General features: G+C 63.2%; 17 protein-coding genes. 8 read left to right on the top strand and 9 right to left on the bottom strand.

Going from position 1 to position 20464, the window contains the following annotated elements; genetic code table 11:
- Positions 1 to 93 precede the first annotated feature (93 nt).
- Positions 94 to 1098, top strand: coding sequence for a radical SAM protein (locus GOB94_RS07730; RefSeq protein WP_182278509.1), 1005 nt, complete (start codon positions 94 to 96; stop codon positions 1096 to 1098).
- A gap of 67 nt (positions 1099 to 1165) precedes the next feature.
- Entirely contained in the window at positions 1166 to 1786 is a 621-nt protein-coding gene (locus tag GOB94_RS07725) for a TetR/AcrR family transcriptional regulator (protein WP_182278242.1), read from the top strand.
- A 68-nt stretch (positions 1787 to 1854) separates the two neighbouring features.
- Here the strand turns inward: GOB94_RS07725 and GOB94_RS07720 are convergent, their stop codons facing one another.
- Complete coding sequence (locus GOB94_RS07720; protein ID WP_182278241.1) at positions 1855 to 2520, bottom strand: thioredoxin domain-containing protein; 666 nt, start codon at positions 2518 to 2520, stop codon at positions 1855 to 1857.
- 148 nt (positions 2521 to 2668) lie between these two features.
- Between GOB94_RS07720 and rmuC the strand changes: the two genes are divergently transcribed.
- From rmuC to fabF, 3 genes are all read left to right on the top strand, one after another.
- Positions 2669 to 4150 carry a DNA recombination protein RmuC gene (gene rmuC / locus GOB94_RS07715; protein ID WP_182278240.1) on the top strand — a complete coding sequence of 494 codons (1482 nt, stop codon included), beginning with the start codon at positions 2669 to 2671 and terminating at the stop codon, positions 4148 to 4150.
- A 472-nt stretch (positions 4151 to 4622) separates the two neighbouring features.
- Entirely contained in the window at positions 4623 to 4865 is a 243-nt protein-coding gene (locus tag GOB94_RS07710) for an acyl carrier protein (RefSeq protein ID WP_182278239.1), read from the top strand.
- A gap of 99 nt (positions 4866 to 4964) precedes the next feature.
- Entirely contained in the window at positions 4965 to 6233 is a 1269-nt protein-coding gene (gene fabF, locus GOB94_RS07705; RefSeq protein ID WP_182278238.1) for a beta-ketoacyl-ACP synthase II, read from the top strand.
- A gap of 233 nt (positions 6234 to 6466) precedes the next feature.
- On the opposite strand, the gene GOB94_RS07700 is transcribed toward fabF, so the two are convergent.
- From GOB94_RS07700 to GOB94_RS07675, 6 genes are all read right to left on the bottom strand, one after another.
- Positions 6467 to 7624, bottom strand: coding sequence for an alpha/beta hydrolase-fold protein (locus GOB94_RS07700; RefSeq protein WP_255484348.1), 1158 nt, complete (start codon positions 7622 to 7624; stop codon positions 6467 to 6469).
- A gap of 71 nt (positions 7625 to 7695) precedes the next feature.
- Positions 7696 to 9438, bottom strand: coding sequence for a 30S ribosomal protein S1 (locus tag GOB94_RS07695; RefSeq protein ID WP_255484347.1), 1743 nt, complete (start codon positions 9436 to 9438; stop codon positions 7696 to 7698).
- Positions 9439 to 9655: 217 nt separating this feature from the next.
- A complete protein-coding gene (locus GOB94_RS16840) occupies positions 9656 to 11164 on the bottom strand; it encodes a DNA polymerase (RefSeq protein WP_182278237.1) in 1509 nt (502 codons plus the stop codon).
- Positions 11165 to 11315: 151 nt separating this feature from the next.
- A complete protein-coding gene (locus GOB94_RS07685; RefSeq protein WP_182278236.1) occupies positions 11316 to 12809 on the bottom strand; it encodes a hypothetical protein in 1494 nt (497 codons plus the stop codon).
- Between the two features lie 288 nt (positions 12810 to 13097).
- A complete protein-coding gene (locus GOB94_RS07680; protein ID WP_255484346.1) occupies positions 13098 to 13511 on the bottom strand; it encodes a carboxypeptidase-like regulatory domain-containing protein in 414 nt (137 codons plus the stop codon).
- Positions 13459 to 13668 carry a hypothetical protein gene (locus GOB94_RS07675; protein WP_182278235.1) on the bottom strand — a complete coding sequence of 70 codons (210 nt, stop codon included), beginning with the start codon at positions 13666 to 13668 and terminating at the stop codon, positions 13459 to 13461. Before GOB94_RS07675 ends, GOB94_RS07680 begins: the two co-directional genes overlap by 53 nt.
- A 205-nt stretch (positions 13669 to 13873) precedes the next feature.
- On the opposite strand from GOB94_RS07675, the gene GOB94_RS07670 reads away from it, so the two are divergent.
- Both GOB94_RS07670 and GOB94_RS07665 read left to right on the top strand, forming a co-directional pair.
- Positions 13874 to 15412 carry a M20/M25/M40 family metallo-hydrolase gene (locus tag GOB94_RS07670; RefSeq protein ID WP_255484345.1) on the top strand — a complete coding sequence of 513 codons (1539 nt, stop codon included), beginning with the start codon at positions 13874 to 13876 and terminating at the stop codon, positions 15410 to 15412.
- Positions 15413 to 15490: 78 nt separating this feature from the next.
- Positions 15491 to 16336 carry a rhomboid family intramembrane serine protease gene (locus GOB94_RS07665; protein ID WP_182278234.1) on the top strand — a complete coding sequence of 282 codons (846 nt, stop codon included), beginning with the start codon at positions 15491 to 15493 and terminating at the stop codon, positions 16334 to 16336.
- Positions 16337 to 16340: 4 nt separating this feature from the next.
- Here the strand turns inward: GOB94_RS07665 and GOB94_RS07660 are convergent, their stop codons facing one another.
- Positions 16341 to 17594, bottom strand: a complete 1254-nt coding sequence (locus tag GOB94_RS07660; protein ID WP_182278233.1) for an MFS transporter — start codon at positions 17592 to 17594, stop codon at positions 16341 to 16343.
- 122 nt (positions 17595 to 17716) lie between these two features.
- On the opposite strand from GOB94_RS07660, the gene GOB94_RS07655 reads away from it, so the two are divergent.
- Positions 17717 to 18664, top strand: a complete 948-nt coding sequence (locus GOB94_RS07655; protein ID WP_182278232.1) for an aldo/keto reductase — start codon at positions 17717 to 17719, stop codon at positions 18662 to 18664.
- Here GOB94_RS07655 and GOB94_RS07650 read toward each other — a convergent pair.
- Complete coding sequence (locus tag GOB94_RS07650) at positions 18661 to 20433, bottom strand: coagulation factor 5/8 type domain-containing protein (RefSeq protein WP_255484344.1); 1773 nt, start codon at positions 20431 to 20433, stop codon at positions 18661 to 18663. The genes GOB94_RS07655 and GOB94_RS07650 overlap by 4 nt on opposite strands.
- Positions 20434 to 20464: the final 31 nt, after the last annotated feature.

Here is a 20464-nt window from a genome sequence, read left to right as displayed (position 1 = left end):
TGTACTGCTCATGCACGATAGAATGAGTGGAGCCGTATGCCGACCGAAGTCCAGAACCCGCCCGCACCGAAACTCGCCCCCGCCGCGCGCCGCATGACCGCGCACCGTCGCCTGCTCAAGGCGTCGCGCCTCTTTCGTGAGCTCGGCTCCATCGGCTCGGCGCTGGCCTCCACGTCGCACCCGTACATGGCGCAGATCGTGCCCATGCGCCGCTGCAACCTAGCCTGCACCTACTGCAACGAGTACGACGACGTCTCCAAGCCCGTCGATCTGGACGAGATGCTCCGCCGCATCGACCACCTCGGCGGCCTCGGCACCTCCGTCATCACCATCTCCGGCGGCGAGCCCACGCTGCACCCCGAGCTCGACCAGATCATCGCCCGCATCCGCAAGACAGGCGCCATCGCCGGCATGATCACCAACGGCTACTTCCTCATGCCCGACCGCATCGAGCGGCTGAACAAAGCGGGCCTCGACCACATGCAGATCTCCATCGACAACGTGATGCCCGACGAGGTCTCCAAGAAGTCGCTCAAGGTACTCGACAAGAAGCTCCAGTTCCTCGCCGAGCACGCCGACTTCCACGTCAACATCAACTCCGTGGTCGGCGGCGGCACAGCGCATCCTGAGGACGCGCTGATCGTTAGCAAGCGTGCCCTCGAACTCGGCTTCAGCTCCACCATCGGTATCATCCACGACGGCTCCGGACAGTTGAAACCCCTCGGAGATAAAGAGCGCAAGGTCTGGGACGAAGTCCGCAGCCTCACCCGCCGCAGCTACTCCCGTTTCAACCACTTCCAGGAGGCCATCGCGAACGGCCTGCCCAACGACTGGCGCTGCCGCGCGGGCTCGCGTTACCTCTACATCTGCGAGAACGGCCTGGTCCACTACTGCAGCCAGCAGCGCGGCTTCCCCGGCGTGCCGCTCGCCGAGTACACCCGCGCCGACGTCAAGCGCGAGTTCCTCACCGAGAAGTCCTGCGCTCCCAACTGCACCATCAGCTGCGTCCACCAGGTCAGCTACATCGACCACTGGCGCGCCCCGCAGACCTCCAGCATCACCCCCGGCGGGGCCCATGGCCTGGTCAATATCCAGTAGTTGCCGGAATCCATACCTTCCGGTAAATATTCCCCTGTTCTCTGCGCGACTGGCGTTTAATAGCCGTATGAGCCAGTTCGCCACACCTCAGCCTCTCGCCCGTCCTGTCGGCCGCCCCCGCGCCTTCAACCGCGAACACGCGCTGGAGGCCGCCATGCGCGTCTTCTGGAAGCGCGGCTATGAGGGCGCCTCGCTCACCGAGCTGACCGCCGCGATGGGCATCAACCGCCCCAGCCTCTATGCGGCCTTTGGCGACAAGGCCACCCTCTTCCGCGAGGCCGTCGAGCGCTACGGCGTCGGCCCCGGCCGCTACGTGCGCCGCGCGCTCGGCCAGCCCACAGCTCGCCTCGTGGCGGAGACCCTTCTCCGCGGCGCGGTCACCATCGCCACCGACGCCGCCAACCCCGGCGGCTGCCTCTGGGTGCAGGGAGCGCTCGTCACCAGCCCCGAGTCATCGCCCATCCGCGCCGGACTCGCCGGCCTGCGAGCCAGTGGCATCGCGCAGATTCGTGCCCGCTTCGACCGTGCCCGCTCCGACGGCGACCTGCCGGCCGGAACCGACACCGAGGCGCTCACGCTGTACATCACCAGTGTGATGCACGGCCTCTCCGTGCAGGCGGCCAGCGGCTTCTCGCGCGAGCAGCTCCAGCGCGCCGCCGACCTCGCCCTGTCTACCTGGCCTGCCTGAAGCGCATCCCAAACGCACAGAGGCCGCCCTCGCGGACGGCCTCTGTGATCGCTGCTGCCAAACCGAATTTACTTCCTCGCAGACGTCCGATGCACGGTCGCGGCACCGCTGCCTGCCATCGCCTCCGCCTGATCGATCGCCTGGTAGAGGTCGGAGACGTCCTTCACCTGGATCCAGCCCTTCGGTGTCACAATCACGATCGTCGGAGTCTCATTCAGGCCCAGCTTGTCGCCGAGATTGCGGTCCGCCTCAACCTGCTTGAGCAACTCACCTGTCGGGTCGACCACGAACGGCATCTGCTTGCCATGCGCGGCGAAGAACTGTTGCGTAAACTTCACCAGGTCATCCTGGCTGGCAATGCGGAACTGCGAGGCGAACACTTCACGGCGGTACTCCGTGGCAATGTCCGGCGAAACCTTGTCCTGGATGTAGCGTGCGTACACCGCAGCCTGCTTGCTCCACATGTGACCCGGAATTAGGAAGTCATAGCGGACGAGCGGAATGTGATAGTGCGCGATCGCCTGGTGAACGAGCGGAAACGCGTGCGCACAGGCCGGGCACTCCAGGTCTTCCCACTCGATGATGGCAACCCGCGCACCCGGCGGCGGTTTCAGCATGGAGGTGTCCTTGAAGCTGGACACCTGGCCCCCAACGGCCGTCTGCGCCAGCGCGGCGGAACCGCTCACAGCGCTCGACATCGTAACAAACAGAGCAAGTGCAAGAACTCGTGACATACCGTATGGACGCAAGTGATGACCCTTTTGCGAGCAAAGTGTGCTCTTTTGTTATTCAATCACTTCGCGGAGGAATCAACAAACGCCGCGGTTTGGACAAGCTGCGGTGCTATCCTCGCAGCAGGTTGGTAAGCGAAGGAAAACCGAAATGCTCTACGCTGTGATTGCCCTTTCTGTACTCAACTTTCTGCTGCTGCTCATGCTGCTGCTGCGCAAAACGGCTCAGTCCGAGCCCACGGTTGACCCACGGCTCGCGCAGCTGCTGGCCGCCGACTTGCCGACGCAGATGACAAAGCTCGACGTCCGCTCCGAGACCCTCGATGCTCACCTCCGCGAGCAGTTGGCACAGCTGCGCAAGGACGCGGCGGAGTCCAGCGTTGCGCTGCGCGGCGAGGTACTGGGCAGCATCGACCTCCTGGGCAAGAGCCTCACGACGAGCCTCGACAGCTTCCGTGCTGACAACACGCTGGCGGCCAACACGCTGCGCACCGCGGTAACAGCGCAGCAGGAGAGCCTGCAGCAAAAGCTCTCGGCCTTTACGTCAGACGCCAACCGGAGCAACGTGGAGAGCCGCGAAGCGCTGCACCAGCGTCTCGACCAGCTTCGCGAAGGCCAGACAGCGCACATGGATTCGCTGCGCGCCACCGTGGAGGCCCGTCTCGACGCGCTGAACCAGAACAACGCCGCCAAGCTTGAAGAGATGCGCATCACCGTGGACGAGAAGCTCCACGCCACCTTACAGACCCGCCTTACAGAAAGCTTCGGTCAGGTCACCGACCAGCTCACCAAGGTCCACGCCGGCCTCGGCGAGATGTCCAAGCTCTCCGCCGGTGTTGACGATCTCTCGCGTATCTTCACGAACGTCAAATCCCGCGGCGGCATCGGCGAACTCGCGCTGGAGATGCTCCTCAAAGACCGCCTCGCGCCGAGCCAGTACATTCACAACGTGAAGGTGAAGCCAAACAGCCAGGAGGTTGTGGAGTTTGCCGTCAGGTTCCCGACGCCGAACGGTGAGATGCTGCTCCCCATCGACAGCAAGTTTCCGCGCGAGGTCTTCGAGCGCCTCGAAGCCGCTTACGAGAGCGGCAACGATGTCGTAAGCGCTGGTCGCGCCTTCGAGGCCGCTATCCGCTTTGAAGGAAAGAAGATCTGCGACAAGTACATCGCGCCGCCGTTCACCACCTCGTTCGCAATCATGTTTCTGCCCACTGAGGGCTTGTATGCCGAGGTCATCCGCCGCGACGGCCTCCTCGCCGACATCCAGCAAAGCTGTCAGGTCACCATCGCAGGACCGAGCACGCTGTCCGCGATTCTGACGAGCTTCCAGATGGGCTTCCACATGCTCCAGATGCAGGAAAAAGGTGATGAGGTCTGGAAGGTGCTGGCCAACGCTCGCAAGGAGTTCGGGACCTTCGAAAAGCTGATGGACAAGATGACCGATGACGTGGGCCGGGTGCAGGGCACGATAGACAAGCTGGGGGTACGCACGCGGGCGATCAACCGCACACTGCGTGATGTCAGTCTCGAATCGGGGTCTGAGGATCAACAGAGAATCGCCGCTGGCAAGGCCGACAACTTCGATGGCTTGCTGCCGATGCTGGCAGCAAGCGACGATGAAGTGCACGACTAGGCGCTACAGCCACGCCAGCCTCTTCGAATTTTAGGTTGCTGCCCGCAGTGCAGAGCGGTGGCCACTATCGCGCCGATAGCTCTTCCTGCGACACATGACGCACTCCCAGGGAAAGAAACCACAGTAAAACAGGATGGTGCGTTCAATAAACCCTGAACGGTTCATGCGGCGCAACTCCCCGTTCCGGCATTTCGTACAAGTCTTTTGCTTCTCTATCGGTTCGTGCATGTCTTCCCGTCGACTCTAGTTGAAATGTGTCAACCAGTGTATTTCCTGCAACGCGGCCAGTCTACGAAGAAATTCGTTGAATCTTCTGACCTTTTCCCGGACACGCCTTCTTTACTTCGCCCCGATGCGCCGGTATGCTGTCTCACTGGGGCGGTCAACCGGAGCCGGTGCCAGAAACGGGCCGTTTCCCCATCCCATCTCAGACCCAGTCACTCGTCCATCCGGACACTCAGGAGATCGTGCAATGGCAGCAGTAGACGAAAAAGTGAAGCAAATTATTGTCGAGCAGCTTCAGGTGGATGAAGCCGAAGTCACCCCCGGCGCCAGCTTCCAGGAGGACTTGGGCGCCGACTCGCTCGACGTCGTCGAACTGGTCATGCAGTTCGAAGAAGCCTTCGACATCCAGATCCCGGACGAAGACGCCGAGAAGATCAAGACCGTCAAGGACGCGACCGATTACATCGAAGCGCATCAGAAGAGCAAGTAGTTTTAACACCGCTCACCGCGGATTTTGGCGCCCGCGCCTTGCGGCCTACAGCGTCCGCTCACAGCGGGCATGGGCGCTATTCATAAGGAACGGAAATCGATGCAGCAACGTCGTGTCGTTGTAACGGGCATGGGCCTCCTGTGCGGGGTGGGTAACACCGCCTCGCAGATTTGGGAGGCCCTGCTCGCCGGCAAGAGCGGAATGGGCGAGATCACCGCATACGATCTCACCGACCATGTCGTCCGCTTTGCCGCCGAGGTCAAGAACTTTGATCCTCATGCTTTCGTGGAGAAGAAGGAGGCCCGCAAGATGAGCCGCTTCATCCACTTCGCCATGGCTGCCTCACAGGAGGCCATGGCGCAATCCGGGCTTCTCCCTCCCGGCGGTCGCTTCGAAGGTGAAGCCGGTGATTTGGTTGGCGTCCACATTGGCTCGGGAATCGGCGGCTTTGACGTGATCGAACGCGAGCACACCGTTCTCATGAAGAGTGGCCCCCGGCGCATCTCTCCGTTTTTCATCCCGGCTGCGATCGTCAATCTCGCTGCCGGCCATGTGTCCATCAAGTACGGCGCGCGCGGGCCCAATGAGGCTACCGCCACCGCCTGCACTACCTCCGCACATGCTATCGGCGACGCCTTCCGCATCATCGAACGCGGCGATGCGGATGTCATGATTGCCGGCGGTTCGGAAGCCGCCATCACCCCACTCTCGGTCGGCGGATTCGCTGCCATGAAGGCCCTTTCCACTCGCAACGACGACCCCACCCACGCCTGCCGCCCCTTCGACAAGGACCGGGACGGCTTCGTCGTCGGTGAAGGCGCTGGCATCCTCATCCTCGAAGAGCTCGAGCACGCCCAGGCCCGTGGCGCCAACATCCTCGCCGAAATTATCGGTTACGGTATGAGCGGCGACGCCTACCACATGACCGGCATGGCACCCGAAGGGGATGGCTGCCGCCGCGCCATGCTCGCTGCCCTCCGTGTCGCAGGCATCTCGCCCGACAAGATCGACTATCTCAACGCGCACGCCACCTCCACACCGCTCGGTGACGCGCTCGAATCGCAGGCCATCGAGAACGTCTTTGGCGAGAAGGCGAAGAGCCACGAACTCCTCGTCAGCTCCACCAAGTCCATGACCGGGCATCTACTCGGCGGCGCGGGCGGGTTAGAAGCGGGCATCACCATTCTGGCGATGCAGCATCAGACGGCTCCCCCGACCATGAACCTCGAGAACGTCGACCCGGCGTGCAGGCTCAACTACGTGCCGAACAAGCCGCAGGCTGCGAAGATCGACTATGCGCTTTCCAACAGCTTCGGCTTCGGCGGCACGAACGGTTCGCTGGTCTTCAAGCGCTGGGGCGCTGAGTAATCACGCAGCCCCGCGCTTGACAGCGCATTTATAATCAAAGATGAAGGTAGAAGCGAGTGCGCCCTCCGCCGGGTGGTTTTCAAAGGTGACTGAAGCCTTGGAAAACTCACCCCGCGTCGATGGCTGACTCCGGTCTTCCTTCAGGGGATCAGACCTTCACAAGTCCGGCCCTAACAAGTTCTAAATCTATATTTTGGATCGAAAAGTACCCGGGGGGAGGGGTGGGGGTTGGCTCAATGTTTCGGCCGATATCCCTGCCACAGATACTCCAAAGCCTCTGGCAGCGTCTGCTGCCTCACCGCGCGGTCCACGTGGCCGGCGTTGCGGGCGAAGACGAACTGGTAGTGATAGCCCTTGGCGGCGAGCACGCGCGCCATGTTCTCGTTGGCAACCACCCAGTCATGCATGCCGTCGCGCATGGCGTTGGGGTTGTAGAGGTCCTTGTCGCCGACCTCCATCCACAGACGGATGGGCTTGCGGGCCGAGTTGGGGATGAGCGTGCGATGGAACTCCCACGCTCCGCCTGGCGTGGCCGGGTTAGACGGCCACTGCTGGTTGACGTACGTGCCGGAGTAGGTGAGCACACGGTGGTACAGCTCGGGGTGGTACCAGGCCATGATGAGCGCGCAGGAACCGCCTGAGCTTCCGCCCATGGTGGCACGGGCATCCGGGTCATGCGTAAGCCGGACGTGGAACTGCTGTTCGACGCGCGGAAGGATCTCGTGCTCGACGAACTCGGCGTACTTGCCGGACATGGTGTCGTACTCGAGGCCGCGCTCTGAGCCCTGGGCATCACCGCCGCCATTCTGGATGGAGATGGCGATCATGACAGGCACCTTGTGCGCGGCGATAAGGTCGTCGAGCGTCGTGAAGAGCAGCGCATCTGGGCCGTCCGCGCCGACGATGAACGGAGCAACGGTTCCTGGTTTGTACTGCGCAGGAATGTAGACGGTGACCTTGCGCGACCACGGCGCGGGATGGCTGGTAGTGACGATGAGCTTGGCCGGATCGTGCGGGTCAGGCGTGCCGAAGGTGTAAGGCTCGCGGGCGATGCCGGGATAGTACTTACTCTCGGCAGAGGTGAGGGTGAAGTCGGCGACGGTGCCATGCGGAATGCCGGGTTGCGGAACGGCATCCGGCGACGGCATATGCGTGGGCCCGAGGATATAGTTGCCATCAGCTATAGCGGGCGGAAGCTGGCCGTCGGGGAGATCGGTGGCCGTGACGTAACCAGATGTGTGTGGATCGCGCGTAGGCATCACAGGCCGCGCCGGATGGGTAGCCGTCGCCGGAGCCTGCGCGGATGCGGTGAGGGCGGTGACGGCGAGGACGACGAGGACGGCGGGGAGGAGTCGCAGCATGGCGCAACCAGCGTAGCTGATCATGCGCATGCCAGTCACCTGAAACGGCAACGGCGGCGCCAGCTAAGATCTGGCGCCGCCGCTGTGATGTGACAGTAAGGTTAGTTCGCGGCAGATGTTTCGAGCGACAGATCGATGGTCTTCTCTTCCGGATGGAGCTTGTCGATGCGGAACGTGCGTACCTGTCCTGTCCGAATCGGCTCAGAGCTCCTGGTATCGGCGGCGCTCTTCGTGGACGCGGGCGAGTCGCCCGTCTTCCACTTGGATTTGAGCATGGAACTGAAGGCAGACAGGTCGACGGCACCGGCTGGCGCGGGCGCAGCAACTGGCGTTTCGGCGGCTGCGGTTGGCAGCATGCAACGTGCGAAGATGCCCTCGCCCAGCTCAACCTGAGCGACGATGTTGTCGATGGAGACGACGCGACCCGTGACGGAATCGCCGACCTTGTGCTCGGCGACGAACTCGTCGAGGCCTGTTGGGATGAGCTGCTTCATGCTCAGGCGAAGCTGGCGCTTGTCCTTGTCGATCTCGAGGACCTGTGCCTTGACGACTTCACCGACTCGGAGGATATCGGATGGATGGTTGAGTCGGCGGTCCGCGGTGATCTCGCTGATGTGCACGAGTCCCTGGACGCCTTCTGCCACCTGCACGAACGCGCCGAACTTGGTGATGCTGTCGACGGGGCCTTCGACGACGGAGCCAACGCGGATATTCTCGGCGGCTTCTACCCACGGGTCGCCGAGGGCCTGCTTGAGGCCGAGCGAGATGCGGCGCTCCTCGGGGCTGATGGAGAGGATGACAGCTTCGACGGTGTCACCGATGTTGAGGACCTCGGTGGCCTTGTGGATGCGCTTGGACCACGACATCTCGGAGAGATGGACGAGGCCTTCGACGCCGGGTGCGATCTCGACGAAGGCGCCGAAGTCGGCGGTGCGGGTGACGGTGCCGTGGACACGGTCGCCGGCCTTGAACGTATCGGAGACGGCGTCCCATGGGTGTGGCTGGAGCTGCTTGAGGCCGAGCGAGATGCGCTTGCCTTCGGCGTCTACCTTGAGCACCTTGAGCTCAAGCTGCTGGCCGACTTCGAGGACATCGGAGACGTTGGTGATGCGCGTCCATGCAATGTCACTAACGTGCAGCAGGCCGTCGATGCCGCCGAGGTCGATAAAGGCACCGTAGTCGGCGATGCTGCGCACGGTGCCGTCGATGATGGCGCCCTCGCTGAGGCTTGCGAGGCGGTGGTCTTTGGCCTTCAGCGCTTCCTCTTCGGTGACGACGCGGCGGTCAATGACGACGTCCTCTTCGACCACGTCGAGCTTGGTGATGCGGCAGACGATCTCCTGGCCGACGAGCTTTTCGAGCTCAGCGGCGTCGCGTGTGCCGCTACGTGAGGCGGGCAGGAAGGCGCGGACGCCGACGTCGACGGTGAGGCCGCCTTTGACGGCGGAGGTGACCGTGCCGACGATGTTGGAGCCTTCGGCGAAGGCCTTTTGCAACGCGCTCCAATCCTTGGGCTGCGCGACGCGGAAGAGCGAGAGCTGATAGTAGCCGTCTTCGTCGCGGCCTTTGACAGCGACGGTTAAGGTGTCGCCGATTTTCCATTCCTTGCCGGCGGGTTGCGCGGTGAGGGGGAGGATGCCCTCGGTCTTGAAGCCGATGTCGACCAGCACGGAGTCGGCGGTGATGGCGGCGATGGTGCCGATGATCTGGCGGCCTTCTTCGCCGGTGCGGCGATTGCTGGTGCGCTGGTATTCGGCGAAGATGTCGCTGAAGGACGCGGAATCGGTGTCTTCCGTGGCGGCTGTGACGTCAGGCGTCTGGTCGTTCATGTTGGAATCGGACATAAAACCCTTTGGAGCCAATGTGGCCATGCAGACCAAGGCCTACATCGCGCCAGAATATCATTGCGCTGCTCCTGTTCTGAAGGGCAGGGCGGATATCGCCATGGCTTAGAACCCTCCCCCCTGTTTTGGAGGTAAGATCCGGAGCCGATTGGAGTTAGGGGTGGATACCCAACAAGGGGCGCTGACTCTTAAATGAGCAGGCGCTGCGGGTGTCAGGTTACATCCACTCGTTGCCGTATTGGACGGGGATCTGGGTGAAGGCTATGCGGGTGGGGGCGCTGTCGCGGGCGGGGAGCATGCCGGCGAAGTGCAGGGTGCTGTGGCCGTACTTCAGGTTGAGCTTGTCCATGGTGGTGGAGAGCTCCTTGCGGTTGCCGGGGTCCTCGAAGAGTGGGGCCTGGTATTCGCTCTCGGGGATGAGGCGGGTGAGGGTGACTCCGACGAAGAAGGGGCGCTGGTGCTCGGGGGCGTTGGGGGCGTGTTTCCAGCAGCCTTGCAGGGCCTGGAGGAGTGAGAGGGTGTCCTGGCAGGCGGCGAAGCGGGCTTCCATGCCCCAGCCGGTTTGGGTGATGCCGGAGCTGTGTTTTTTGATTTTGGGGCGTTTGTTTGGCTGAGGGCCGGCATGGGCGGAGGCAGATGCAGGTCTCTCCACTGCGCTGCGCTCCGGTCGAGATGACACATCGTAGGTAAAGGAGAAATCCTGCGAACCCACCTTAGCCGACGATGAGGCCGTCGGCGAAGATGGGGCACCCAGATGCATGCTGGACGGGACATCTATTTCTTGAAGGTCGTCCACCTGGTCGCGGGTGAGGGAGTAGCGGATGGTGACGGCCATGGAGGCGGTGTAGAAGTGCTCCATGCGGAGGCGCATGGCGGCTTTGTGGAGGAGCTTGTGGGCGACGGCCCAGGCGCCGGCGGGGGTGCGGTGTTCGGGGGCGAGGACATGGGAGTGACCGAGGGACTTCTGGATTTCGCTGGGGACGGGAGCGCCGTCGTCGCCGGTGTCGTGGCCGCGGAGCCAGTGGTAGAGGCGGTCGCCCCAGACGGAGTCCCAGAGCTTGTGCATGCCGTTGCGATCGAGTGCGAGGAGTTGCGGCATGGTGGTGATGCCCTTGGTGTTGAGGCGCTGCTCGGTGCGCGCGCCGACGCCGGGGAGGTCGCGGAGCTCGAGGTGCGCGATGGCTCTTGGGAGCTGCGACGGCAAGAGGCCGATCAGCCCGTCGGGTTTTTGCATATCGCTGGCGATCTTGGCGAGGTAGCGGTTGGGGGCCATGCCGATGGAGCAGCGCAGGGTCTCGCCGACGTTGTCGCGGATGGACTGCTTGATGTCGAGTGCGATGCGGCGTGCGTTGGGGGGCTGGCGCTCGCGGCCCATGAGCTGGCAGACCATCTCGTCGATGGAGGGGTTGTGGGAGACGGGGCAGACCTTGTCGACGGCGGTGGTGATGCGGTGGGAGTAGTCGGCGTAGATGGAGTGGTCGCTGGCGAGGAGGACGATGTGGGGGCAGAGGCGGCGGGCTTCGGCGACCTTGGTGCCGGTTTTGATGCCGAGGGCCTTGGCCTCGTAGCTGGCGGCGATGAGGGTGCCGGTGTCGGCCATGGTGGCGGTGACGCCGAGGGGCTTATTGCGGTGCTCGGGATGGAGCTGCTGCTCGACAGACGCAAAGAAGCTGTTGAGGTCGATGTGGAGGAAGCCGAAGAGATCGGGTTGGGCGGTGTCGTCCACGTGGAGATTATATTCGCTTGATGTTCGCTAGAGACAGGGAATAGGGAATAGGGAATAGGGAGTAGAGAGTAGAGAGTAGGAAATAGGAACAGCCAACGCTTTTGAGGGCGTTGGCCGTTTTGTCTCCGGGGAGGGGAGGTTGGTGGGGCTGTTATTGTTGGGCGTCGTAGAGGATGAAGCTGAACTCGGCGGAGTGGCCGCCGGGGTCCTGGGCGCCTTGGTGGCAGTTGGCACAGCTGTCGAGCGGGTGGCCGGTGCTGTCGTTCTGGGGGACGAAGGTCTCCTGCACGGTGGCTCCGAGGTACTGCGGGACGAGACCGACGGCTCCCGCAAACCACTGCGTGCTGACGAGCTTGTAGTGCGCCCAAGGGGTGCTGGCGAGCAGCGACTGGAAGGCGGCGTCGTACTGCGGGTTGGAGGGGACGATGTAGGACTTGGGCTGGATCTGCGTGGGGAACTGCAGAGGCTTGCCGGTGGGGCTAAGCTCCGGGGCAGTTTTGGCGAGCTTGCTGGGGATCGTAGTCGCGTTGACGACGCAATGGTTGTTGGGGTTCGGTATAGGCGCCTTGCAGTTGGGGTTGAAGAAAGAGGTGGTGTCGTTGTCGGTCTGCTCGAAGGTGGACCAGGCCCACATGCTCTGGCCCTGGGACTTGTGCAGGATGTGGAGGCCGATGAGGCCGACGGTGACGGGGTTGGGGCCGGGGCTGGGCTTGCCGGTGGAGTCGTTATAGACGATGGCTTGTTGAGTGAAGAAGTTGGCGGGATTGTCGCCGGGGCCGAGGATCTTCCAGGCGGCCTTGAGCTCGATGACGCCCATGACGCCCTTGCTGGAGTCGCTGACGGGGAAGGTGACGTTGCCGTACTTGGTCTGCCCGGCCTTGGTGTAGAGGGTGTTTTTGGTGATGAAGCTGGCTTCGTCGGAGTTCATGCTGACGGTGAAGCGGGCGTAACGGCCGTTCTGGTCAACGATAGGGAGGTCGGTGGACTGAAGGATGGCCTGCATGCGCGTGGGCGCGGCGGCGAGGGCGTGGAGGGCGTGCAGGGAGGAGACCAGCTCGCCGCTCTTGGAGTCGTGCGAGAGGAAGAGATGGATCTCGGGATGTGCAGCGGCAAGGGCGCGGACGGAAGTGGGGAGGCGTGCAGCCTGGAGGGAGGCGACAGCGGCTAGGCCTTTGGCTCCGTTGGGCGCGGAGGCACCGCACCAGGGGTCGGGGGCTCCGGAGGTTTTGAAGACGTCGTCGGTGGTGAGGTAGGTCATCCAGGTAGGGCTGGAGGGGTTGGTGAGGATGGACTGGGTGGGGTCGGGCGCGCAGGTGGCGGGGTTGACCGGCCAGTTGAGCGCGACGAAGCTGAGCCAGGAGTACATGTCCGCAGTGGTCTGGTTGGCGGAGTAGCCGCCTTCGACGGTCTTGAAGAGAGCGGGAGCGTAGGGGATCTGCGCGCAGGTGGAGTCGATGGCAGTGGGTGCGGTGACGTTCTTGGTGGCGGCCCCGGCGGCGGCACAGGTGATGGTGGTGGGCGGGGGTGCGGAGGCTTCGGTGGAAGCGTTGGGAGATGATTTGCAGGCGACGAGGAGGAGAGCGAGGGTGCTCGCGCAGGCTACGAACGCGGCGAGACGCAGGGGGGAAGCGGTGAGACTCTGCATGGCATACCGTCCTGAGGGTGTATGAAGTTGTGCTGTGAGATGCAAGAAATAGTCTCACGGTGGGGAGGGGACGGGAATGGTACAGGAGAATGTAGACTTCGGTGTCGCGGGAGATGTACCGGTCTGCTGACCCTCCGGGGCTAAAGCCCTTGTTTCTATAGAGGGTGCTGATGGACGGGCTAAAGCCCGTCCCCTTCAAAGCTGCGAGTTCGCCGCTTAAAATCGCCAATGTGCGCTTCAAAACTGAAGCACCACCACCACCAACACGCTGACTGTTGGTGGTGTGGGTTACTTCACGGTGAGGGTGAAGTAGTAGTGGCTCTTGTCGTCGAAGGAGCTGATGGAACGGGTGTTGGACTTGACTCCATTGTTGTCGGCCCAGAGGTCGTAGTCCGTATCCTGCGAGAGCTGGCCGAAGTGGAAGTGGCCGTCGGTGTCGCAGATGTAGGTCTTGATGCTGAGACTGCGGGTGTCCTTGAGGTAGACGACGGCACCGTTGATGGGAGCGTCGGCCTTGTTGACGACCTTGCCGTCGACGGTGCGCTCGATGTGCGAGGCCTGGGCACTGAGCGCGGGAGTAGCAGGGCCGAGAGCGACAGGGAGAGCCAGTACGGACAGGCACACCGCCAGCAGCAGGCGGCGCGGGGAGTTACTCATCGTCATCATCGTCTTCATCATCAGGCAGATCATCCTCTTCATCATCGTACCCTTCGTCGTCGACGGGTGCGATTTCGAGGGGATCGGCGGAGACGATTTCGAGGTCTGTTCCGCATTCGTCGCAGGTGATGACCTCACCAGCTTCCACGTCATCTACATCGATATCGAGCGGGTTGTCGCATTCCGGGCAAACGACTGACATACAAGCTTCTCCTGATTAAGGGCGCACGATGGGCGTGCGGTTAGCGTTTCACACCACGCAAAGGGCGAGTACGATGGAGCAAGCTGTACTCGCAGACGAAATTGTGTGGCTTCTCCTAGTTCTAGCGGGAGAGCGAAGGCACGTCAACCTTGTGTTGCGAGAACGGGCAAAGCGGTTGCCTAGACCCCATTGGATGGAGACCAGAATGAACTGGAAGCAGCAGAACGAGATTCGACGGACAGCGTGGGCATTGGCCCTGACAGCGATGAGCGTGGCAGCCACAGGTGTGGCGCAGCAGCCGGTGATAAAGCCGCTGGCGGTGGCAAAGGCCGATCCTAAGATTGCGGCGGCGATTGCGAAGATCTCTCCTGAGAATGTGAAGGCGGATATTGCGAAGCTGGTTTCGTTTCGGAACCGCTCGACGCTATCGAGCATGGACACAGACCTGCCGCCGGGGACGGGTGTGACGGCGGCGGCGGACTGGATTTACAGCGAGTTCACAAAGATCTCGGATGAGTGCGGCGGGTGTCTGGAGGTGAAGCGCGACGACTTCATCGAGCCGGGGGCGCCTCATTCGCGGATTACGAAGGACACACGTTTGCAGAATATTTATGCCGTGCTGAAGGGCACGGACCCGGCGCAGGCGAGCCGCCGCGTGCTGGTGACGGGGCACTACGACTCGCGGAACTCGGACAACTTCAATACGCATGATCCGGCACCGGGCGCGAATGACGATGCGAGCGGTGTGGCGGTATCGATCGAGTCGGCGCGGGCGCTGAGCAAGCTGAAGTTTCCGGCGACGATTGTGTTTGTGGCTGTTGCCGGCGAAGAGCAGGGTCTGGATGGCAGCCGGCACCTGGCGAAGCTCGCCAAGAGCGAGGGCTGGCAGCTGGAAGCGGTGCTGAACAACGACATCGTAGGCGGGGACAATACGCCGGGAGATCCGGCCAAGGGCGTTCCGGGGCCGGACATGCATGCGGTGCGGGTGTTCAGCGAAGGCGTGCCGAGCCCGGCGACGCTGCAAGAGCTGCACCTGATCCAGACGTATGGGTATGAGTCGGACTCGCCTTCGCGTGAGGTGGCACGGGCGATTGCCGAAGTGGACAAGACCTATTTCAGGCCCGCGGGGCTGCCGACGACGTTCCATCCGGTGCTGGAGTTCCGGCGGGACCGGTTTGGGCGCGGTGGAGACCACTCGAGCTTCAATGCGGAGGGGTTTGCCGCGGTGCGCGTGACGGAGTGGCGCGAGAACTTCAACCATCAGCATCAGGATTTGCGCACGGAGGCGGGCCAGCTGCCCGACGGCAAGGATGGCACGGTGGAGTTTGGCGACTACCTGAAGTTCGTGACGCCCAGCTACACAGCCAATGTGGCACGGCTGAATGCAGCCAGCCTGGCGACGTTTGCGAGCGCTCCGGGCGAGCCGACGGATGTGGTGTTTCCGCCGGTGAAGATCACGAACGGATTCAACGACAACTTTTCGGTGATCAGCTGGAAGGCGCCGGAGGGTGCGCCGGCGGACACGACGTATGAGGTGGTGTGGCGTCCGACGGCTGCGCCGACGTGGACGAACGTGGTTTCAGCCGGCAGCGCGCTGACGATCCGGCTGGATATATCGAAGGACAATGTGGTGTTTGGCGTGCGCAGCGTGGATGCTGCGGGGCATCGGAGCCCGGCGGTGGTGCCGTATCCGGTGCGGCGGCAGATGATGTCGCCTTCTGGACCGAGGCAGCCGAATAAGTAGGGGCGGCATAAAGCGGGCCGCGGCAGATCGTAGCCGCGGCAAAACCGCAGCCGCATCCAAGGGAGCTGGAGAGTGCGGATGGCATTTCGATCCAATGGGCCGGTCACGCTGTCGCTGCCGCCGTTTCGCGGCGTGACCCGGCGCATTATCCTGACGACGCTGATTGCGTACTTTGGGCTGGCGGTGCTGGGACTGGTGCTGCCGGAGCTGGCGCAGAGGCTGCATGACCTGGCGGTGCTGGTGCCGGACGTGTTGCTGCATGGTGCGGTGTGGCAGCTACTGAGCTACCCGTTTGTGGGCGATGGGCTGCTGAGCGTGGGGTTTGCGCTGCTGTCGCTGTGGTACTTCGCGTCGTCGCTGGAGGAGGAGCTGGGCGGCCGGTGGTTGATGGAGTACTTCCTGGTGACGACGATCGGCGGCGGGCTGCTGGGGTCGTTATTGGCAGTGGCGCTGAGCTCGGCGGGGCATCCGGTGTGGATACCGTTTGCGGCGACGGCGGGGCTGTGGCCGTTTGTGCTGGCGTCGCTGATTGCGTTTGCGTATCGAGGACCGGAGCAGGTGGTGAACTTCAACTTCATCTTCCATTTGAAGGCGAAGTACCTGGCGGCGATCTATGTGCTGATCTATCTGGCGCTGTCGTTGCGTGGTGGCGACCGGTTTGGGGCGGTGGTGGCGCTGCTGTGCGGCGGCGTGGGGTATCTCTTTCTGCTGGTGGCTCCGCGAAAGGGTGTGCGCGTGGGGGCGAGCGAGCAGTGGTATGGGATGCGCAATGCGTACTATCGCTGGAAGCGCAGGCGCGCGGCGAAGAAGTTCACCGTATATATGCGCAAGCAGGGCAAGGAAGTGAGCCTGGATGAGGACGGCAGGTATGTCGATCCGATGGGCGAGAGGCGCGACCCGAACGATAAGCGCTGGATGAACTAGTCGGTTACAGCGGGATAGGGTCGCTGCGGTGGGCGGGCCAGCCGAACCATGCGGTGAGGCCGGCGATGGCGAGGATGGCGATGGTGAGGGCTGCGGTGGCGGGCCATCCTGCATAGCGGTAGGCGAGGCCGGGGAGGACACCTCCGACGGTGCCTCCGATGTAATAACCGCAGATGTAGAGGCCGGCGGCGGAGACGCGGGAGCCGGCGGGGGCGGCGTCGCGGAGGAAGCTGTTGGCGCAGGTCTGGGCGATGAAGACTCCTGAGCTGCAGACAGCGAGACCGAGGGCGACGAAGGCGAGGGCGTGGATGAGGGTGAGAGCGACTCCTGTGATGCAGAGGAGCACGGCGAAGACCATGCCGTGGCGCAGACCGATGCGCGCGAGGACGGTGCCGGCGGCGAGGGTGGCGACGAGACCGATGAGGTAGACGGCGAAGAGGTAGCTGAGTGCCGTGGTGCCGAGGTGGAAGGGCGCGTCGCTGAGGTAGAAGGTGATGAAGCTGAACACGGAGATCAGCGTGAACAGCATGCAGAAGCCGATGCCGAAGGTGGCCAGCAGACGCGGGTTGCGCAGGTTCGCAAGCAGGGGTGCATAGGGTGAGGCTGGCTTGTGGTGCTTGTGCGAGTGGGTGCTGGCGTGTGCGGCAGGGAGCAGGCGGTGGGTGAGGAGAGCTCCGACGAGGCCAATGGCGCCGAGGATGAAGAAGACGGGGCGCCAGCCGAGGTGGTCGGCGATGAGGCCGCCGAGGAGACGGCCAGAGAAGCCGCCGAAGACGGTTCCGGCGACGTAGGCGGACATGACGCGAGGGACGAGGTGGGCGGGCCACTCCTCCGTGACATAGGCGATGGTGATGATGAAGATGCCGGGGGTGACGATGCCCTGCAAAAAGCGCCAGGCGGTGAGCGAGTAGAGGCCGATAGCGGTGGAGGTGAGCAGGCCACTGAGACCGAGGGCGGTCATGGCGAGCACGATGGTGCGCTTGCGGTCGAGGCGCTCGCCGAAGATGGCGAGGAGCGCGGCGGAGATGGCGACGCCGAGGGTGGAGGCGCTGATGGTGAGGCCTACGTGGGTCTCGGTGACTCCGAAGATGTGCGAGAGCAGCGGCAGCAGCGGCTGGACGCAGTAAAGCTCAAGGAAGGCGATGGCTCCGCACAGGAATACGGCGAGGACATGGGTGTACGGACGAAGGCCGCGGGCCTGGTTGCTGGCAGGGAGCTGTGCGGTGTTCGTCGTCGTGATGGCGGCAACGGACGACATTTTAATTCGATGCCATGGAGGCCTTTGCTGACGCAGAGTTATGGCGTCGTGGGCGATGATCGAGCGGTAGCATCCTGCGGGGCGCGAATGGTATCCAACGGGGTGTAGGCAAAGGAGCGAGGATGCAGAAGCGTTTTCTGGGCAAGAGCGAACTGGCGATTGTGCCGCTGGTGTTTGGCGGCAATGTGTTTGGGTGGACGATCGACGAGGCAAAGTCGTTTGAGGTGCTGGACGCGTTTGTGGACCGCGGGTTCGACTGCATCGATACGGCGGATGTGTACTCGGTGTGGGTGCCGGGGCATAAGGGTGGTGAGTCGGAGACGATCATTGGCAACTGGTTGAAGAAGAGCGGCAAGCGCGACAAGGTGGTGCTGCTGACGAAGGTGGGCATGAAGATGCCCGATGGCGAGGGGCTATCGAAGAAGTGGATTCTGACGGAGGTGGAGAACTCGTTGAAACGGCTGCAGACGGACCACATCGACCTGTACCAGTCGCACAAGGACGATGAGGCGACGCCGTTGGAGGAGACGCTGGAGGCGTATTCTCAGCTGATCCAGCAGGGCAAGGTGCGGTATATCGGTGCCTCCAACTACACGGGCGCGCGGTTGGAAGAGGCGCTGACGGTAGGGAAGAACAAGAAGCTGCCTGAGTACAAGGCGCTGCAGCCGGAGTACAACCTCTATGCACGGCAGGCGTATGAGAAGGACCTTGCGCCGGTGGCGGAGAGTCATGGGCTGGGCGTGATTCCGTATTTCTCGCTGGCCTCGGGCTTCTTGACGGGCAAGTATCAGAGCCTGGAGGACACGAAGGGCAAGAACCGCGGGTCGCGGGTGGAAAAGTACTTTGATGATCGCGGGATGAAGATCCTGAAGGCGTTGAAGCAGGTGAGCGAAGAGGTGAAGGCGGAGCAGGCGAGCGTGGCGCTGGCGTGGCTGCTGGCGCAGCCGACGGTGACGGCTCCGATTGCGAGCGCGACGAGTGTGGAGCAACTGCAGGCGCTGTTTCCGTCGGTGGAGCTGAAGCTGAGTGAGGCGCAGTTGAAGTCGCTGACGGAGGCGAGCGCGTACTAAGGGATGGCGGGGGCCGGAGCTGGCGGGAAGAGCGTCAGCTTCGGTTCGATGCGGGGTTTGCCGCACTTGGCGGCGCCGCCGGTATTGTCGATGATGTTACGGATGCCGCCGAGGGTGTCGAGGCAGACGGTGATCATGTCGTGGAAGCGGACGTTGGGTGTGCGTGGGACTTCGATGGCGCGGGTGAGGTAGACGTCTGGGTGGCGGAAGACGCTGTAGATGCCGAGGCCCCAGGCTTCGTGCTGCGTGACCGTGTCGGCGACCTTGTAGGAGGCCCAGCCATCGGTGCTAGGGGCGCTGGTCCAGGCGGTCTGCGTGGGCGGGTCGTAGGGGATTTCTGACTGGTAGAAGTAGGTGCGGCCGCGGTTGCCGTTCCAGAGGACCTGAAAGTGCTGGTGGTGCTCGACGAAGAGGCCGTAGATGGTGACGCCGTCGGCGTTGACGACGAGGCCGTTGGCGCTGAGGTTCTGATTCCAGCCGACGTTGTGGCCGTGGTCGGCACGCCAGATCCAGGTATGGTCGACGAGGGTGTTGCGGCTGTTGATCTCGAGGTCGGTGCCGGCTTTGCCGGGGCCCGCGCCGCCGACGCGGAAGAAGACGTCATGCAGCGAGATGGGGTTGCTGGTGTGGGCGGCGTGGCTGTCGCGCGGACCGATCTGCACGAGGACGGGTGAGAGCTGCGGGCCGGCGTCGATGAGCAGGCCTGCGAGGATGATGCCGTCGGCGTCGGCGGTGGTGATGGCGGCGTTGCCCTGTGTGGGATGCAGTGTGGCGAAGCCGAGGCCGAAGAGGACCGTGTTGGGGTGCGTGATGCGGAGGGGTTCGGTGAGGTCGTAGATGCCGGGTGTGAAGAGCAGGCTCTTACCGTGCGCTAGCTGCGTGTTGAGGGTTGTTGCGGTGTCGCGGCGGGGGTGTGCGATGTAGATGCGGCTGAAGGGGATCGAGCGCGCGATGTCGGCGTGGGGTGAGGTCCAGGTGATGCCGGTGGTGTTGTGCTGGAGCGCGGGGATGATGAGACTCCAGCGGTGTTTGGCGTCGACGGTGAGGTAGGGTTTTTCGCGGATGATGGGCGTGGTGACGACCGTGGTGTAGGGCGGGGAGGGCCAGCTGTTTGCGGGGGCGTGGGGGACGCCGACGAAGACCATGTTCCAGTTGGCGCCGGTCCAGCTATGCCAGTCGCTGTTGCGGGAGATCCATTGCTGTTGGGTGCCGGAGTTGACGTTGCCGTCGACGAGGGTGTCTGACATCCAGCCTCCGGAGGCCCAGCCGTGGTTCTGGTTGAGGACGATGTCTCCGCGGATGTGCATGCGGCGGAGAAATACGGCCTGCGAGACAGCCCAGCGCATGAGATTTGGGGCGGGGCCGTTTTGGGACGTGACGGCCAGGTTTGAAGCGCCTCGCCAGAAGGTGGTGGTGGCGTTGTCGTTGCGGCTGGCGGCGTCGACGTGGAGGTTGCCGGTGATGTGCGTGGCGTCAGGGGTGTCGCCGAGGCCGGTGACTTCGGTGTAGAAGCCGATGGGGACGTCGACTTTGTATTCACCGGGGAGAAAGAAGAAGGCGTGGCGCTGGGGGCCGAACTCGTTGTGCTGCTCGGTCGCGTAGACGGCGTCGATCTTCTGCTGCATGGTTGCGGTGGGAGTCGATGGGGAGAAGATGTCGACGTTGGGGCCGAGGTCGGGCTGTTGGGCGAGTGCGGGGAGTGCAGCGATGGCGAAGAGGAGGGGTGTGAGCTTGGCCGCGGAGAACATGAGCCAAACGATACGCGACAAGACAAGCGATTGTCTTGTCGCGTGTCGCAGG

The sequence above is a fragment of the Granulicella sp. 5B5 genome, from assembly GCF_014083945.1.
Taxonomy (GTDB): domain Bacteria; phylum Acidobacteriota; class Terriglobia; order Terriglobales; family Acidobacteriaceae; genus Granulicella.
This window is presented reverse-complemented; position numbering and strand designations above follow the sequence as displayed.

Excerpts from the sequence above, each read along its gene's own strand:
- GOB94_RS07670 (WP_255484345.1), top strand. The coding sequence starts at position 13,874 with ATGAACTGGAAGCAGCAGAACGAGATTCGACGGACAGCGTGGGCATTG.
- GOB94_RS07660 (WP_182278233.1), bottom strand. The coding sequence starts at position 17,594 with ATGTCGTCCGTTGCCGCCATCACGACGACGAACACCGCACAGCTCCCT.
- GOB94_RS07680 (WP_255484346.1), bottom strand. The coding sequence starts at position 13,511 with ATGATGAAGAGGATGATCTGCCTGATGATGAAGACGATGATGACGATG.
- GOB94_RS07695 (WP_255484347.1), bottom strand. The coding sequence starts at position 9,438 with ATGTCCGATTCCAACATGAACGACCAGACGCCTGACGTCACAGCCGCC.
- GOB94_RS07675 (WP_182278235.1), bottom strand. The coding sequence starts at position 13,668 with ATGTCAGTCGTTTGCCCGGAATGCGACAACCCGCTCGATATCGATGTA.
- GOB94_RS07710 (WP_182278239.1), top strand. The coding sequence starts at position 4,623 with ATGGCAGCAGTAGACGAAAAAGTGAAGCAAATTATTGTCGAGCAGCTT.
- GOB94_RS07685 (WP_182278236.1), bottom strand. The coding sequence starts at position 12,809 with ATGCAGAGTCTCACCGCTTCCCCCCTGCGTCTCGCCGCGTTCGTAGCC.
- fabF (WP_182278238.1), top strand. The coding sequence starts at position 4,965 with ATGCAGCAACGTCGTGTCGTTGTAACGGGCATGGGCCTCCTGTGCGGG.
- GOB94_RS07730 (WP_182278509.1), top strand. The coding sequence starts at position 94 with ATGACCGCGCACCGTCGCCTGCTCAAGGCGTCGCGCCTCTTTCGTGAG.
- rmuC (WP_182278240.1), top strand. The coding sequence starts at position 2,669 with ATGCTCTACGCTGTGATTGCCCTTTCTGTACTCAACTTTCTGCTGCTG.
- GOB94_RS07725 (WP_182278242.1), top strand. The coding sequence starts at position 1,166 with ATGAGCCAGTTCGCCACACCTCAGCCTCTCGCCCGTCCTGTCGGCCGC.
- GOB94_RS07720 (WP_182278241.1), bottom strand. The coding sequence starts at position 2,520 with ATGTCACGAGTTCTTGCACTTGCTCTGTTTGTTACGATGTCGAGCGCT.
- GOB94_RS07700 (WP_255484348.1), bottom strand. The coding sequence starts at position 7,624 with ATGCGCATGATCAGCTACGCTGGTTGCGCCATGCTGCGACTCCTCCCC.
- GOB94_RS07655 (WP_182278232.1), top strand. The coding sequence starts at position 17,717 with ATGCAGAAGCGTTTTCTGGGCAAGAGCGAACTGGCGATTGTGCCGCTG.
- GOB94_RS07665 (WP_182278234.1), top strand. The coding sequence starts at position 15,491 with ATGGCATTTCGATCCAATGGGCCGGTCACGCTGTCGCTGCCGCCGTTT.